Origin of the sequence: Flavisolibacter nicotianae (genome assembly GCF_003628535.1) — a bacterium.
Classification (GTDB): domain Bacteria; phylum Bacteroidota; class Bacteroidia; order Chitinophagales; family Chitinophagaceae; genus Flavisolibacter; species Flavisolibacter nicotianae.
In genome coordinates, this window is record NZ_RBCI01000007.1 from 1 (window position 1) to 17,273 (window position 17,273).

11 protein-coding genes are annotated in these 17,273 nt (G+C 44.9%); 5 read left to right on the forward strand and 6 right to left on the reverse strand.

Annotated elements, in window-relative coordinates:
• Positions 1 to 1,077: 1,077 nt before the first annotated feature.
• The gene (locus D6024_RS17425; RefSeq protein ID WP_121356032.1) at positions 1,078 to 2,241 is read left to right on the forward strand and encodes a lactonase family protein; all 1,164 of its coding nucleotides are present in this window, start codon (positions 1,078 to 1,080) and stop codon (positions 2,239 to 2,241) included.
• 854 nt (positions 2,242 to 3,095) lie between these two features.
• Here the strand turns inward: D6024_RS17425 and D6024_RS17430 are convergent.
• From D6024_RS17430 to D6024_RS17440, 3 genes are all read right to left on the reverse strand, one after another.
• Positions 3,096 to 3,653, reverse strand: coding sequence for a lactonase family protein (locus tag D6024_RS17430; protein WP_121356034.1), 558 nt, complete (start codon positions 3,651 to 3,653; stop codon positions 3,096 to 3,098).
• Positions 3,654 to 4,593: 940 nt separating this feature from the next.
• Complete coding sequence (locus D6024_RS17435; protein ID WP_121356036.1) at positions 4,594 to 5,130, reverse strand: hypothetical protein; 537 nt, start codon at positions 5,128 to 5,130, stop codon at positions 4,594 to 4,596.
• 93 nt (positions 5,131 to 5,223) lie between these two features.
• On the reverse strand, positions 5,224 to 5,532 hold the full coding sequence (locus D6024_RS17440) for a hypothetical protein (protein WP_121356038.1): 309 nt from the start codon (positions 5,530 to 5,532) through the stop codon (positions 5,224 to 5,226).
• A gap of 197 nt (positions 5,533 to 5,729) precedes the next feature.
• Between D6024_RS17440 and D6024_RS17445 the strand changes: the two genes are divergently transcribed.
• Entirely contained in the window at positions 5,730 to 5,948 is a 219-nt protein-coding gene (locus D6024_RS17445; RefSeq protein WP_121356040.1) for a hypothetical protein, read from the forward strand.
• A gap of 26 nt (positions 5,949 to 5,974) precedes the next feature.
• Here D6024_RS17445 and D6024_RS17450 read toward each other — a convergent pair whose 3' ends face one another.
• Positions 5,975 to 7,264 (reverse strand): metallophosphoesterase family protein, encoded by a 1,290-nt coding sequence (locus tag D6024_RS17450; protein ID WP_121356042.1) that lies wholly within the window; start codon positions 7,262 to 7,264, stop codon positions 5,975 to 5,977.
• Between the two features lie 442 nt (positions 7,265 to 7,706).
• The gene (locus D6024_RS17455) at positions 7,707 to 9,851 is read right to left on the reverse strand and encodes a neutral/alkaline non-lysosomal ceramidase N-terminal domain-containing protein (RefSeq protein ID WP_162944844.1); all 2,145 of its coding nucleotides are present in this window, start codon (positions 9,849 to 9,851) and stop codon (positions 7,707 to 7,709) included.
• Positions 9,852 to 10,200: 349 nt separating this feature from the next.
• Between D6024_RS17455 and D6024_RS17460 the strand changes: the two genes are divergently transcribed.
• The 3 genes from D6024_RS17460 (at position 10,201) to D6024_RS17470 (ending at position 15,791) form a co-directional block, all read left to right on the forward strand.
• Entirely contained in the window at positions 10,201 to 13,710 is a 3,510-nt protein-coding gene (locus D6024_RS17460) for a D-arabinono-1,4-lactone oxidase (RefSeq protein WP_162944845.1), read from the forward strand.
• 516 nt (positions 13,711 to 14,226) lie between these two features.
• Positions 14,227 to 15,051, forward strand: coding sequence for an adenylate/guanylate cyclase domain-containing protein (locus D6024_RS26800; protein ID WP_240410083.1), 825 nt, complete (start codon positions 14,227 to 14,229; stop codon positions 15,049 to 15,051).
• A gap of 74 nt (positions 15,052 to 15,125) precedes the next feature.
• Positions 15,126 to 15,791, forward strand: a complete 666-nt coding sequence (locus tag D6024_RS17470) for a membrane dipeptidase (RefSeq protein WP_121356049.1) — start codon at positions 15,126 to 15,128, stop codon at positions 15,789 to 15,791.
• 80 nt (positions 15,792 to 15,871) lie between these two features.
• On the opposite strand, the gene D6024_RS17475 is transcribed toward D6024_RS17470, so the two are convergent.
• Positions 15,872 to 17,221, reverse strand: coding sequence for a DDE-type integrase/transposase/recombinase (locus D6024_RS17475; protein WP_162944847.1), 1,350 nt, complete (start codon positions 17,219 to 17,221; stop codon positions 15,872 to 15,874).
• Positions 17,222 to 17,273 lie beyond the last annotated feature (52 nt).

Consider the following 17,273-nt stretch of genomic DNA (forward strand, 5'->3'; position numbering starts at 1 on the left):
TCGAGCGCTTCGACCTTCGATACATCGTAGATGAAGGGAGCAGTAGGATAGCTGACCGGACGATTGTCGAACACCATCACTCAAAATGGTCCTTAGTATAAATATCGCAAAATCAATATTTTAACTGACAAAACATGATCAATTCTTGTAATAAGGTGTTCGATAACTGTTCGGTCAGCTCCACCTGACGGCCGAAGGAGAAGGGTGTCGGATCATTGTTAAAATCCCAACAGTGTAAGAGGTAGGAAGTTATTGCTCGGGTGCGTTCTTCTTTTGTTTGGGAGATTGCTTCCTGACGAAGCAATCTGTGCCTCGCCCCAACTCCTCTAGAGTGACCAGCTTTTCTGGTGAGCTGCTTGTTATCCGCTATTTCCTTTTGCGGTTTTTAAATACCTGCCAGGAGGGTGAATGACCGCAAACAGTGATCGAACATGGACAAGGAAGACCGTCACAGAGATAGATGAAATCAGCGTTTTGCTGATAAACGATCATCAAACTTCTCAGAAGCGGTTCAAGAGCTGGTCGATGGTCTCTGTCTCTCCCGGGAATCGAATCAGACAAGGGCTTCGTTATTCAATTATTTTGTAATTTAATAGAGGCAGGTTAAAACGGCGCTTCTGAGTTGAGGGAAAACTGTTCAACTGGCTGGTTCCACTTTCGCCTTGGAATGTCATCGGAAGGTGGAGGGGCGTCATTGTCCAAATTTCCTTGGGCTGCAGCAAGGTGCTTCGGCTCAATCAGTGAGACGAAGGAAGCGTAACCCTGTCTTTTCTGCCAAGGAGGAGTGCCTGCATATGATTCGCGTTGAGAAAACTGTTTGGCAAGAAGCGACGTAAATAAGAGAAGTGCAAATTTGTGCTTTAAGGCGCGTCGGCCCAGAGGAACTGCAGGTGATGCATGCTGATCTCTCGTCGGCATGCCCCACACGACCCCTTAAAACCACTGGATTTTACTCCTGAATCTGAAATCTTTTACACGGCGTAGACATTGATCGTCCTTGTGCAAACCACATGCTTTCTCTCTGCCCTGGAAGACCAAACAGGCATTGACAATTTTCCTCACTCAAAAACAAATTGTATGAAAAAGAGCAGGTATTTTCTGGCCCTTGCGGTCGCGGGTTCATCTTTGGTTTTCTCCTGTAAAAAAGAAACAATGAGTACGCCTGCCAATGAAGCGCTGGCCGCAAAAGCAGGCAAAAGCGAAGGGGCCAAAGAAAAGACAAGCGTCGGCTATGTGTACACCTTGAGCAATGAAGTGGCAGCAAACAGGGTGTTAGCCTTTTCCCGTTCGGTGACAGGCACGCTAACATATGAAGCTGCCTATGCAACGGGGGGGAGTGGAACCGGGAGTGGTTTGGGGAGTCAGGGGGCGATCACGTTATCGGCGGATAGGCATATTTTGCTAGCGGTCAATGCCGCAAGCAACTCGGTCAGTTCTTTCACTGTTTCAGACGGCGGTGATCTTCGATGGCAATCGACGGTGCCATCCGGTGGTGTTTTGCCGGTAAGCGTTGCGGTATACAGGAACTTGGTTTATGTGGTGAATGCCGGTGGAAGCGGGAACATCTCTGGCTTTACCCTTGATGCCGGTGGAAGCTTAGAGCCGCTTTCAGGTTCTGCCAGGCCGTTGAGTTCGTCAGGCGCTGGGCCGGCAGAAATCGCTTTTGCAAGGGAGGGGAAAGGGGTGGTGATCACAGAAAAAGCGGCCAATACCATTCTCAGTTATACCATTGACGGAGACGGTACCCCGGGTACAATACACACGCTCCCATCTGCCAATGCCACCCCGTTTGGCTTTGCCGTTGGCACCAATGGGCTGCTTTATGTTTCTGAAGCCGGCGGTTCACCTGGCAGTAGTTCGGTTTCTGCTTACCGGGTTGATGAGGAGGGGGTGATTACGTTGCTGGACGGTCCGGTATCGGCAGGCCAAACAGCCGCTTGCTGGGTGGTGCTCACAAACAACGGGAAATATGCCTATGCAACGAATGCCGGTAGCAGTACTGTCTCTTCTTTTCTTGCCGGCCATGGTGGTTCTTTACAGGTAGCAAGAGCGGTTGCTGCCAATACAAAGATCAGTGGGCCCATTGATGCCGCCTTAAGCAATAATTCCAAATACTTGTATGTGCTGAATTCCAGAAGTCAAAGCATTAGTGCCTTCTCGGTCGATCACGACAGTGGCCTTGGTTTTCTGCAAAATCTTGGTGGTCTTCCCGTGAGCGCTGTTGGATTGGCTGCTAAATAAAAAGTGGGGCTGCCTGGTGGTTATTCCCCGAGGCCATGAATAGCGGATCCTACTGATACAAGGTTGACAACTTTGCTGACATACAGATTGCAAACAGCATTGTCAGGTAAGGGTTTTTACCGGGCAGTCTTTCAAAACTTTTTCAAGGACCAGGAATATCAGCCGGGACACGGACACAAGGCGCACGCATCACTGCAAGAGACCCGCTGACTTTGAAATGTACGCAGTGATTCCGCCGGGAGTCAAATTTTCAGAAGTAAGTAAATGCATATCAGTTATTTACGTATGCAAACTTTCGTCAGGTGACAGACCGGTGAACGAGTCACACTTTGGCTCGTTTCGGCCCGTTTTGAGAACTGCTGTAAAGATATACGGCTTTCTTTAAGCAAGATAGGCAAGGCTAAAACAATCGGTAATTTCGATACCTACGGTGTGTCGTAGGTCGAAGCGCTCGATTTGCCAAAGGTGCTGAATCTGATAGAAAGAACAACTGAGATAACGTATTCAATCTTTTGCTTTGACTTTCAGTAAAGGGACTTGATAGCTGACCTTCGGTACACCGAAGATCACATCGCTCGATTTTGCCATTGGTGTTTAGTAAAATGAAGTTTCCGTATTCAACAATTTGCTGTGCTGTCTATAGGTTGCCGCGCAGAATAGTGTACATCCACCTTCGATAGATCGAAGGTCACATCGCTCGATTCAGCCAATGATGGAAATGGATAGGAGAGAAGTGGAATGGGATTTTCGGTGACTTGTTGGGTTAAACTTACTTTGTAGCCGTTTCGTAACCCCTGTTCTGATTGAATTGAAAAATAAAATTGCTATACCGAACTTTCTTTTGCAAACCTAAATCACTGGCAATTTTTCATTTTCAAACAAGTCGGTTCTGGTATGCTGATTTGGATACCAGTAGTTGTAAATATTCCTGTTCGGTTGTTTCGTTTGAAAACAACAACATTGTCACTTTCCTGGTTGGCAACCAATAAAAATTTACCAGAAGGATCAAGGGTGAAGTTCCGCGGCACTTTGCCCAGGGTGGACTGGTAACCCATGTTTTTCAGTTTTCCGGACGGAGAAATAGAGAAGATAGCAATGTTGTTTTCGTTGGCTCGGTTGGAGACGTACAGGAATTTTCCGTCAGGCGGAATGTGAATATCGGCTGCCCCGAACGGTGCTTTCGCCCCTTCCGGATGAGTAAAAATCTGCTGCAGGGAATCGAATCTCCCGGTGGTTTTGTCGTAGTTGTAAACAACTACGGCGCCTGCCATTTCTTCCACGAGATAAGCATATTTTCCATTTGGGTGAAATGTGAGATGGCGAGGACCGCTTCCCGGGACAACTTTTGTGAACGGTGCAGTTGCCGGAACCAGCCGTTTTGTCTCTGTTGGCTGAAATGCATACGCCATCACCTTATCGGTACCCTAGCTAGGTACGGAGTATCGATTTTTAATTCCACTTAGTACTATGGCTTAAACCGCTTACATCAAAGGCGGAATCGAGCGCTTCGACCTTCGATACATCGTAGATGAAAGGAGCAGTAGGATAGCTGACAGGACGATTGTCGAACACCATCACTCAAAATGGCCCTTAGTATAAATATCGCTGCAAGGGATTGACTGATTTTGAAACTTACTCTGTGATCCCGCTGGGACTCGAGCTTTCGACAATAAGTAAATATTTATCAGCAACTTACGTATGCAAATATTCAACAGGTGACAAACCAGTGAACGAGTCACGCTTTGGGTCGTTTTGGCCCGTTTTGAGAACTAAAGCAAAGATAATCGGGTTCTTTTATGTAAAAAGACGGTAGGATAAAATCTTCCCAGAAATAGAAAACCTTCGATACAACGTAGTATTCATATGAGAGTTGCTCATGTTTTATCGCTAATATCTCCAGTAGCATTCGTGACCAGGCTTCTTTCCCGAATGATTAAGTTGCTGGTTTCGTGCAATATGCGGTATGGATATATAGGAGGTGACATCGCTCGATTTTGCCAATGGTGTTTTAAAGCTAGAAACTTCAGTACTCTACAACTTGCCTTGTTATGCACATGGTTAGAAAACTGATTGCAAAGTGGGCAGCGGCATCGCTTCGAGCGGCTTTCCATGACAAGGGTAACTACGCCTTTTTTGACGTCTGCGTGGCGGAGGGTAAAATGACCGGCTTGTAAATTCAACAATTGGCACAAGATCATAGCAAGCGTGTAGAAATGCAAGCTACTGAGCCGTCCAGCTATGACGCAAGCCGCTTTGCGGAATGTGTTTTTGTATGAAATTGCACTTGGTATACCATTAATCTTCCATCCAAAGTGAAGAAGAACCAACTTTATCGGCGCGTACAGTACCATATCAAACCAATTCGAATACTACGCCCTCTCTTGGAAGAACCCATTTTTGCGAGCTCAATTTGTAATAGCCCTTCCCCTTGTCATTATTTTCATCACAATCGTCGCCAATTCCATACAATTCTCTGTTTATACTCAATTCGGCAGGATAGCGTACAGTCAAAGTAATTCCTCTAGACGGATGCCCCATACGCCAGGCCCAAAATTTGTTCGTCGCGGCAATAGTTTCAATTGTTAGTTTGATTTTTAGGTCGTCAAAATGAATGTACTTCTCCAGAGAAAAGTTGATACCGCCGGTTTTGGTAACACCAGTTTTCTTCAAATCGTCATATGAAAACTCGTCAAAACCGCCCGGTATGGCTATATGTTCAAGTCTAAGTTTTATATCCATTACTGTTTCAACCTCACCTTCGTTAGGATCCCAGCCCAGGTATTCTTGAATTCTGCCTTTATTGGCTTTACAATTCCAGGTTAGTATCTCTACAGATTTTACCCGGTCTTTCTTATCGACGTCTGGGTACTCAATTCGTCTATCTGACACGAGATTGATCCTGAAAGGGGAGGCAACAAATCTTTGGACATTTTGTTGAAAATACTGCAGGAAGCCATCTCTGCCACCAATGTCATCATTTTTTTAGAAAGCTTTTAATATGTCTGTTTGTAGGTTTATCAGTTCATCTTGCGAGAGATTTCCCAGGTACTTACGATCAATAACAATTTCGGTCAGCCTTTCTTTGAAGTAGTCAACCCAATGACTTGTTTCAACAAGAATACTCAGTACTCCAATCACTATGAAACCGATCCCAATGTGCCCTACAAGATTTATAAAGAAACTTACGACAGGAACTTCATGATATTTCTCCTCCAATAATGTTGCAAATGACAATAGTATGAAGCCAATTAGTGAAAATATAATTGCCCCTCTTTTGCTCGATTTTCTCATAAATTAGGTTTGCGGTCTGATATTAACCCAAAACATCACCGAAAGCAATAACCCGAAAAGAGTATTTTTTAAAAGGTTTTAGATATTGGATGAAGCCTAGCTGGATGTCACCGTGACAAGCAAGGGATTGGTTCAGTCCTGGAGATTGCCAAGGAAATCAAGCGCCGCGTCATCGAAGAGTTGGAGCAACCACCTCCGTGGGTGTCTCCATCAATAAGTTTCTCGCCAAGGTTGCCTCTGATCTGCAAAAGCCAGACGGTTTTAGCTTCATCGGAACCTCCAAAGTCGAAGCCTTTAAGGAAGCGCTGACTGTCGAAAAGTTCTTTGGGATGGGAAGGGTCACTGCTGCAAAGATGAAAGTCTTGGGCAAGCACACCGGCGCCAATGTCAAAAAGTTTCGAAAACTGAACTCGTAACAGCTTTTAGAGAGAAATGGCTCTTTTCACCATTCCATTCCGGAGCTGAAATATGAAGATTGTAAACTTGGGATCACATAGTTGACATGCCCCTTGATTGTACCATTGGAAGAAAGCCATTCTTCACCAACGATTTGTTCATGGTGATCATAATAATCGATGTTCAGCCGGTTGCCTTGCAGGCTTAGCAAAGCGTATCCATTGTAGCCAAAAGGAGAACCCTGCTTCCGCCGGTTGTCCACAACAGCCAGTTTAGAAAACCCATTTTTTCCATTGTCCAATTTGAATGCCCTGTTGAATTCAATGGGCATGCCTCCATGACCAATGCAGCGGCAATAAGCCGCGACACCCCCGTTGATTTGAGCTTTGTGGTACATGGCAAACTTGTGCTCGTGACCAAAAAGCCATAGAATGGGTTTGTCGGTACCAAGTAGTTTTGCCAGTTGCTTAGCAGGTTGGGTAAACTCACCCTCACCTTTAAAAGCTGTGAGGTATTGATGATGCGTCAGCACAACAATGCCGCGTTTGTCATTAGGATGCAGTTTCACGTCTTTGTCCAACCAATGCATAAGCGCTTCTTCAAAGCGACAGTTGGGTGCTAGAAAAGGAATCAATTCCAGAAGAGGAATTTTACCAATCGAATTGTATCCAGTGTCAAGTCCCAGGATGCGCCAATGATCGTTTTCAAGACAGAAAAAAGAAGTTTGCTGTCCTTGGTAACTTCCGTCCGCCTTCCTCATGCCTAATGTTCGCAACAAGTCCCGGTAATAAGAAATCCCCCGCGCATACATCTCGTGATTGCCTAGTAGGGCAAAGCTGCCTTTGGAGCCTCTAATCCAGGGGCTATTCTCACCAAGAAAGTTTGCAGCAATTTCTTTGGGTTCACCCACATAGTAAGTGTCGCCAATGTGTATCGTGAATTGGGGATCGTGAATATCATTCATGCGTTTGGCAAGGGCGCAAGATTCTTCCGTAAAAGTGGCCCAGTCGCTAAGGATGCCGATTTTTATAGTTTCGTCAGCGTCCAATCGATAAATGCCCTTAATTCCATCGCTGTAGGTTTGAAAGTCATGTCTTTCACCAAAACGATTGATGATATAAAACTTAAGCCAGTCCCACAGGCGTTCCATCATGAATTGTTTTAACAGGTGGAGTTTTCGACCGGCTGTGGTTTTAATGGCTCCCTGTTCTTGCAAAACATCAGTTTTTGTTTCCGATTTTTTTACCTCCGTTTTGAGGTGGTTGACAGCCAGGGACCGGCTTAGCCCAACATAATCATCGACACTTCTCTGTTTTATCGAAGAGGGTTGTTCCATTTGAAAAAGTTGATTTAAACATTGTAATGTGGTTGCCGTATTCAGCAAGGCACGAAAACGGTTGCTTTCAGGTAAGTACGTGATTGATTAACTAAGTGGTACCACACAGTAATGGTTATGCTACAGTACTCCGGCGGATAAAACAAAATATTATAAAAAATTAAATTATGCAATACCGTGAGAGAAGCAATTTGGAATGGATTGGACAACTTGAATGATGTATTTAATCTCTTGCCCATTTAGTTTTATAGTACTGGCATCATAATTAAATAATTTCAAGGCTGGAGTCTGTAAATGCACCTTCACCACTCTTCGTTGCGCATTCTGGGATTTGTAATAAAGAATTAAAATAGCCTCTAACTAAGTAGTCTAAACAAATCCTGAAGTATGAAGAACTGACGCAATTATTATCCAACCATAGTGTAAACAACACATCCGCTGATTACATTACTCCAAAGCCTTCTACTCGAAAAGGGCATGATACGGGCGGCACTTTACCGGAAAGTGGGATCACGGCAATCTGGTATGTTTTCCCGTCAGCAAGCCGCGATGTGTTGAGTATCCTGACCGTCCAGACAGACTGCGATTTGTTGTATTGATCAACGGTGAGAATATGTTCCGAGAGAGGAACTATTGTTCCATCTTCTCCTTGAATTACGATGGTTGGATAAAACGTAGTTGAATTTATTGAGTTTACCTGATCTGGAAAGGAGTAGGCGATGATTTCATATGGTTTAATCGGTATCGGCCCTCTTGCAGAATCATATTGATTTATAGGCGGAATCTCATGAGAATAAACACTAGACCCGTCCGCTGAAACTAACAGATTGTGTAATCCTTCCCCGGCATTCCAGGTTTGAAGTTCGCCAAGGTGCCGGGGGCCGAACGTTACAGCTTTGCCCGCATAAAAACGGGTTTTTCTTCCTTGTCTCTCCTCCTCCTTGTCCGGATCTTTACCTGCTAAGTTTCTGTACGCATTCACAAAGGCAGGTCCCGTTGAGATTCCAAAAAAATCGGAGGCTCCTTCATAAAACTGTCCCTCGTATTCACGTGGTGTGGTTACGTAGGAGATATAAGCATCAGCAAGTCCAACAAGAGAAATAGAACTTTTTGCTAAACCCAATTTTGTTGCGACTGTTTTCCGTACGCGTCGCCCCAGCATCGTTGTAAACTCGCCTGGAATTCCAACGAAACAGACTTCTCCTACCTTATGAATGCTAATGTGCAGTTGTGATTTGGGTTTTATTTTGACCAGCTTTTCTGCCAGGAATCTGATGGATCCAGGCAGGACTTGTCCCAATACAGCCTCCGATAAGAATTGGATGGCCGGCATTTTATGGCCTTGCACAGGGTCCCATTTTTTACTCACAACGCCGTCGCTTATGCCAAATGAACTCAGCGAGGTTCTGCCATCTGAGGCGCCGGCAAACACAGCAGCGCCAACAACCGGCTTGGCAGCTCTTTTTGCCACTGTGTGCGGTCCCGGATAACAATCTGCGTCGAAGGGATCCACTGAAGTTTGGTTTGATGCAATGTCGATTGTTGCTGTACGGTGTATGATTTTCCCGTTCAGCGATAGTTGTTCGCCTGACTGGCCTGCCCGCTTGATGGCTCCTGAAAGGCACTCGGATATGTCTACTGCATCACGACGGTTATGCAATTTGTACTTCGGAGCAACGTCTCCTTCGGCTCCGTTATAGAACGCTACTATGGGATTGTCGGGAAGTTCCTGTGAGGCTTTGCCGGATGCAAGCCCGAAAACATCTGCGCTATACACCTCAGTGGCGTCTCCGGTTGCGGTCGGGTGCATCGGGTAAGAAGCAAGGATGCCTTTGATTACACCTTGGGCATTCTTTATCGTTATAGCAGTAAACCGCTGATCAATTGTTGACTCTTTTTCTTCTTCCGACCTGTAGAATTTATTCTCTTCGGGTTTCATTTTGTTCGGTATATATTCTTGCCGCTCGCCCGGGTGATTGCGAAAATAGGCGAGGGGACTCCGGTTTTTTGCAATGCCCTCAATCGTTTCAGATGAAAAAGTAAGGGTAGCTGCTTCAGCCTTACCTACTGCGCCCTTAATTGCGGAAACGATTTTTTCGATCGTAAAGTCAAATGCCTTCACATCAAGTCCAAACCCGATAGAGGTCGAAGCGAATGCCTTATCAAACTCAATCGTACCAGAACTATGATGTGCATGTATGGCGCAAAGCAGCAATTCGCTTTCACCGATAAACCAGGTCGTCGGATCTTTGTGTAATGCCTCCAATACAGCCATCTTTTGTGCTTCCGTAATGGCCCAGAGATCAGTTGTAACGAAAACAAATGGTGTTCCGTCTTCATCACGCAGGTATAAGGCCGTTGCTTTCGGCCGTATCCAGTACCCACGTGATATCCGCCCGTTTATACTGTATCCTGACATGGGATAACCGGGTGGAAGGGTAAGCTCTGCCTGCTCTATTCCGGCAATCATTTGCGAAGGCTTAGGTGTTGGATACGGCTTCGGTTTGGGAACGTCAATCACGCGGCTGTAACCGCGGTCAAATAAATCGAGAATCGCGGATAAAATCGAGATAAAAAAATTTTTCATGTTGTTTGGTAAGTGGTTTATGTACGTTAGGCCAACGTCACAAAGCATAAACAGCTCTACTAATGTACAAAAAAACTAATGTGTTTGTGCGCATCTAAAAGCTAACGGAAAAAGCATATACACCTATCTGATTTTAAAGCAGCCTGGTTTCGTAATCGTTAATTCCGGAATTGGCTGATTAGAACTTTGTTCTTTCAATAATTTTATTATATATTCATTTTATTGTCCCGCCTCTTGAATTAACCCCTCGTTCTGTACTGTTAAGGAAATACTTATCTACTTCCTTTGAATGCCTTTTGCGACGCAAAAATCCGGCTCCGATTTATATACTAAAACAAATTGCTGGGCAATGGATACAGTTGAAGTCAACAACCGGATTTATTACCTGCCGGCCACACTTACCGATCTGCAGGGCCTTATTAAGAAAGCAAGAAAAAACGACCTGAAAATACGTGTTTGCGGTGCCGGGCATTCGGTAGAGGCATCCCGGGAGCCTGACAACACCGGGGACTTTGACAAGACCATTCGTATCATGCTTTCAAAGATGAACGGCGTTAAGATAGATAAGGGAGCAGGAACTGTTATTGTGGAAGCAGGTTGCCATCTGGGCTACGATCCCTTTGACCCGACTGGTATTTCTTCACAAACAAACAGCCTGTTTGCCCAGTTGGATGCTGAAGAATGTGCCTTGCCCGATATGGGAGGCATTACCCATCAAACAGTAGGCGGATTTCTTTCTACCGGTTCATCGGGTGGAAGTATAAAGTTTTCTTTCTGGGATGCACTGGAAAGCATCACGTTCGTTCCTGCTAATTCGGATGACCCGCAACCGATCACAGTCAGCAGAAACGCTAAAATGAAGGCGGACAAAGATCTTTTTTACGCAGTCGGCGTTTCTATGGGCTTGCTGGGCATTATCGTTTCTGCAAAATTTATACTGGGTGAAAAATACTATATCAAGGGACAGGAATCGATTACGTCAATTGAGGAATGCCCTATTGATATCCTTGTACAGGGGGGGAAGATTCCGTTGCAAACATTCCTTAACAATACGCAGTACACAAGGATTCTTTGGTACCCGCAACCTCATGGAGGCAGGGTAGTGGTTTGGCAGGCCGAAAGAATGGGGCCGCACGAACCTTATCAACGAAAGCCTTACCTGGAATTCGAACCTTTGTTTGGCTCAAAATTATTGCCGGTATTTCTCGCCGATGCCGCATACACGGCCATTGGGCGGTGGCCGAAATGGCTTGGAGACCTTCTGGGTACCAACACCTTACTATATAAGAATTTGAATGGGCTTGTTAGTCAGAAATACTACGATACTATTTTTCCCAAACTTCTTCCTTTTTTTGTTCCTACCAACCACGAAAGTGCAACCCACTTCGGTGAGCCGCAAACGTTCCAGGATACCTGGTACCAGGGTTTGCCAATGGACGACGGTATTGGCGACAATTTATTTCCGGTGGAGTTTACCGAATTGTGGATCCCGATGAACAAGCCTGGTGTTGTGGATGACGTATTAATATCACTGAACAAGCTATTTGAGAATTATTACGATAAAGAAAACAATCCACGCATTGCTGATGGCTCTTTTTGTGTTGAATTGTATGCAGCAAAAGCTAACGATTTTTGGTTGAGTCCTTCCTACAAAACCGATGTGCTAAGAGTGGATGTGTTTTGGTTCAAGCGCAATTCGGACAAACCGGAGGAGAACTATTTTCCTTTGTTTTGGGAGAAGCTGGCTGATTTTGAGTTCCGTCCGCATTGGGGGAAATACCTGCCGCCAGCCTGGGGAAACCTGGGACCGGGGTATTTGAAGAAGCAGTACAATAAATGGGATGATTTTCTAAAACTGCGTAAAAAATACGATCCTAAGGGAATTTTCCTGAACAATTATTGGAAAGAACATTTAGGCCTTAAAACATCGGATCCGCCCACGAAATTTCCTCCTCCATCGGCGCCCATAGAGCCTGATGCAAACGGCTTTTATCAGCCGAAAGATGAATATCAAATCAAGCTACTCATCGAGTATGCAATTGCGAGCAAGCTGCATCCCAAAAAAATAAGAGTAAGAGGGGCCGGGCAATCGGCTAAGGGAAGCATTTATACCGATCACTTCGAACCGGGAGGCAAGAACAATGATCCGAAGGAGATCGTTATCATATTGAGTCTAATGCGTCGCGTTGATATTGATAAGGATAAGAAACAAGTGACCGTGCAGGCGGGATGCAATCTTGGTTTTGATCCCTATGATCCTTCGGAAATTTCGACCGAAGACAATAGCTTGTTTTACCAGTTAAGAGAAGCCGGTCTTGCCATACCCAATGTAGCCGATGCCATTCACCAAACAGTTGGCGGTTTCCTGAGCACCGGGTCGGCAGCGGGCAGCACACATCACTCTTTTTTGGAGGCTGTGATTTCGGTAAGCCTGGTAGATGGAACAGGTAACTTTAAAACATATACACGTCCTGTACCTGAGAATCCTAACGATGATTTTTACGGTGTTGTAGTTTCGATGGGTTTGATGGGCGTGATCTATTCCGTAACACTAAAGTGCGTGGATTTCTTTCACATCAAAGGAAAGGAATTGGTTATAAATGATGATACGTTGTTCATCCCTAAGTATGTAGCAGAACCCACCGGACCGCAAAAGGTTGATCGTCTGCCAGGGCTGACAGATGTATTGCGAGACGTTGAATTTGCTCGTTTGATTTGGTGGCCTTTTGAGGTTTCAGATCTAAACCCGGAGAAGAAAGACCAGCAGGAGCAAAAAACCAAATCCATTGCGATTGGACAGGCAGAGCAAATGAAAAAGGCAGAATCAACTGCCCCCGGCAACGATGACCAACGAGCCGGAGATCCAGAGAAGAAAGAGCAGCAAGAGCAAAAATCTAAACGCATCGTAATATGGCAGGCGCATCAAATGAAAAAGCCGACGGCAACAGATCCCGGCGAGTACGACGAGCGAACAGGCCCGAAGCCCGATAAATTTAAAAGAAAGCCCTACCGTCCCGGCTTCTATCCTTCGTTTCTTCCGTCGAACCTTGGCGACAGGGAAAAAGCGGTGGTTGAACTGATCACGGAGTTAGCGGTAAGTGCCATCTTTAAAGTGGTTGATACATGGCCAAAAATTCTGCTCGATCTGGGTAATGAAATAGAATTTAAAGAAGGCGAGGGCCGTAAAACAAAAGAGCTGCAAAAGATAGCCGAGGCGGCATGGCCAAAACTTTATACGCGACTGCTGAACTTTTTCATGCCAATAAATCACGACGGCGATCCGTCGCATAATATACCTGCCAATCCGCCGCAGGAGTTTTGGGACGATTGGCTGAATGGTTTGAACAATGATAAAAACGAATACAGCAACAACCTGTTGCTCGCAAATCGTACCGAGGTTTGGGTACCGCTTGAACAAACAGTCGAAGTAATGAATATGCTGGAAGCATTTTACCGGGAGCAGTTTTTGATTGACGCGAACATGATCAATAAAAACACCGCTAATGTTTGTTATGTGAACGAGATCTTAGGTGGTAAAAGTGATTTGTTTTGGTTAAGCCCTGGTTATAGCAAGGACCAAAATCAAAAATGGGTACGCATCAATTTTTATTCGCTCTTGGCTGCTACCGAAGAACCGTGCGATTACTTTCAGCAGTTCTGGGATTTGTTTTTTGTGAACCAGATTGGCTTCCGTTTGCACTGGGGCTATTTTCTGCCAAAGCCAGGAAGTCCGCAAAACCATATTTATTTAGAGAAACGTTACCCGAAGTGGCAGGCCTTTATGGATTTGAGGGCCAAAATGGACCCGGATAAAATTTTTGTTAACCAGTATTGGCAAGACCATTTGAACATTCCTTAAAACAAAGCAACTATGAAAAGCAACCATGTTTCTTTTAAAGAGAAAATGGTCTCAATGCTAACAAACATGGGCAAGTGGTTCACTTATTGGTGGAGCTTTCTTATCAATCTTGGCGTTGATGGCAACATGGCCTTGTGGGACAGAAAGCGTATCCGCCTGTTAAACGGCATTTGCATCATGGGATTCCTTGCCCATTCCTGCTTTGTTTTCAACAATACTGAACCTGCGTTCAAAGTCGTGTACTGGGAATCATTTCAATCAGCTATTTTTTATCTCTGCATCCTGTTACTGAACAAGCACAAAAAGCATTCCTTGTCGTGCCACCTGTTTTGCATCTATAACGTTCTTTGCTATAGTTATTTTGCCATCACGCATGGCAGGGTAGATGCTGCCGAATACTTATTGCTGCCAAGCGGCATGGCGGCAGCGGTATTGTTCAAAAAAACAAGGGTCGTTCTTCTGTACTTGTTTTTGAACTTTCTTTTTTTCTGGATTTGCAAATATTCCTTTACGGTGATGAAGCCGATCTTTGTTCTTCCTTCCGACATCTTCATCGCCAATCATTTTTTCTTATTTATTGTTTCATTTCTGATTGTGTTATATTTTAAAACAGAAAGCAACTACCAGGAGATTCTACTAACTGACCAAAAGCAAAAACTGGCTGAAGAAAAGTCAAAGTCTGATGAACTACTGCTGAATATCCTTCCTTACGAAACCGCGGAAGAATTAAAGGCTACCGGATTTACACAGCCCCGTTACTTTAAGGAAGTCACAGTAATGTTTACCGATTTTCACAATTTTACACAAATGGCTGTTCAAATGCCGCAGGAGATGTTGGTAGAAGAAATTCATTTGTGCTTCAGTTCCTTCGACAGCATCACAAGTCGCTACGGCATTGAGAAAATTAAAACCATTGGGGACTCTTATATGTGCGCCAGCGGCCTGCCCGTACCAAAAGACGATCATGCAGTAATGGCGATTTGTGCCGCCCTTGAAATAGTTGCCTTTATTGAGAAGCGCAAACAAGAAAAGCTCTCTGCTGGCCAAGTTTATTTCGAGGTGAGAATTGGCATTCACACCGGGCCTGTGGTAGCAGGGGTGGTCGGAACTAAGAAATTCGTTTACGATATATGGGGCGATACCGTGAATGTAGCTTCCCGCATGGAGAGTTGTGGTGAGGAAGGAAGAATCAACATTAGCCAGTCAACTTACGAACGGGTAAAAGAAAAATTCAAATGCCTACACAGAGGAAAGATCAATGCCAAAAATAAAGGCATGGTAGACATGTATTTTGTCGAAAAGATTTTTGACTTTTCATCTCTTCCCGTGCTTTATGTCTAACGATAAATTTCTTCATCTCTCGTTATAGAGGTCACATAAAAGACCCTTTTCAAAAAAAAGCCACATAACAAATTATGCCAACAATCATTGATGCTCATTGCCACCCAACTCTCAAGCGTTATTTGTTCGATTGGTCAATTTATCACAACTATACGACGCCGCCTCGCAAATCTCAAAATTATACGGATATTCTGATGACCGTGAAGGCCATGCGGGATGGCAATGTGTATGTTGGGTTGGCAGCGCACTATCTTCCCGAGTACAAAATCAAAAACGATTGGAAAAGGATAAGATTAATCAGAAGTATTCCCGGCTTGCGAAAATTAGCTAACCGATATATCCGAAAACTTGAGGATAAAACAAAATCGTTTGAGCAAACGCTGAAGATGATCGACAATTTTGAAGAGAACGTCAAAAGTAATACAACTTCGAATGCAGCCATGGTTGCCCATAATTACCAGGAGTTGGAAGAAGGTTTGGCACAAAAGAAAACCATTTTTATTCATGCGCTGGAAGGGGGCCATCATTTGGGCAGGGACTTGCCCGTTGAACAATACATAGAACACATCAGGGTACTGAAGCATAAAGGCGTTGCCCTTATCACACTTTTGCATTGGTATCCCAATAACATTACGTCTCCGACGGAAGGCGTACCCCCGCGAACAAAAAAGCTCGTTGGTATGCAATATGTTCCCTCGGGGAACGACCCCCTTTCAACAACCGTGCAAGGGATTGACTGATTTTGAGACTTACTCTGTGATCCCGCTGGGACTCGAACTCAGGGTCCCACGTTTATACGGGCGGGATCGAGTGCTTCGACCTACGATTGATCGTAGGTGCTATTTTTTGTCGTGGAAGTTGAAAGAGTGGGCTGGTGGAAGGAGTAGGCTTGTATTACATGACAAGCGTTGCAGGCGGTTTGCTTGTTTTTCTGCACTCGTTGTTTCACCGCGTCCAGCATACGCTGTTTTGGATCAAAGCTGAGGGGAATTCCAAAGTACGCTTCCTCAGGTGTTTTCAGCTGAAGGCGGCAGTGCGGGCGCTTGCAATTGTAATCCTGCACGGCCAAGTTTAGGAACTGGGTCAACTCTTCCAGTGTTCGAAACTTCTGATTGCGTAAGTACCGACTTTTCAGAATGTGGTGGATGGACTCTACAGGGGAGTTGGAGAACTGTATGTCTTTCAGTGCGATCTTCTGGACAAGTTTGTGTTCTGTTAATGAAGTAAGAAACTTGTGCACCTCAATGCTCTTGTTTTCACCACCACCATCCGTCACAAGATAACTGCTGTTGCATTCAGTTTGCTTTGCTGCTGTTTGCAGAGCGTTTGTCAAGGCTTCCTTGATGAGAGCAAAGCAACGCTTCTCGTTAACGGCAAAACCCAAGATCATTTTGGAATAGTTATCCATGACAAAGGTGATGCAAATCTTCTTTGCCCCATAAAGCTCGTAGTAGGTGCTGTCTGCATGCCAGTACTCATTGGGAGCGGTGGCTTGAAGTCCTGTCAGGTTGCCCCAGCGTTTACCAACACGTGGTGGCATTTGCAAGAAGCGGGAGTACTTGTACCAGGAAAACAGACTGGCCTTCAGAAATCCTTTTCGCAGCGCATAGGCGGCAATGGAGACAACAGGCCAATGCTGAAACTTGGAAGAGGTCAGCAGTGCTTTGATCTTGCGGACTTCCTCCTGACTAAGTTGATTAGGAAAGCGCCTCAGGCAAAGCGAGGTTTGGGAACAGCCACAACGTAAATGATATAATACCTTCCACTCCCGGTACTGCGTCGCATTCAGCCCCAGCAGCCGAAGCGCTGTTTTAAGGCTGAGCACTTTTGATAAAACATCAACCGCCGCAACAATCTTCTTTTGCAATAATCGATCATTTTTGGCGTCGTGAATAAGCACCTGTATTTCCCGTTTAAAAGGCAGCCATGCTTTCAAAATAGCTGATAGCTGCCGCTTTAAGGCCGTAACCTGCTTTTGCAAAACCAAAACATCCCAGCGGTCTTCAAACAAAAAGCGGTACTCGTGACCAATGTAGGAGGTGTAATCTACTTTTCGCCAACTGGAAATGGTGGAAAATGGAATCTGTTTGCGAAAGGAGTGGGGCAGCAGCGCTTCTTTGCCCAAGAGGTACAGCATCACCACAGCCGTGTCGTATTTTCTCTTTTTCATAAAAAGAAGTTTTATAAAAGCAAAACCACTGGCATGCCACACAAAAAAGCAC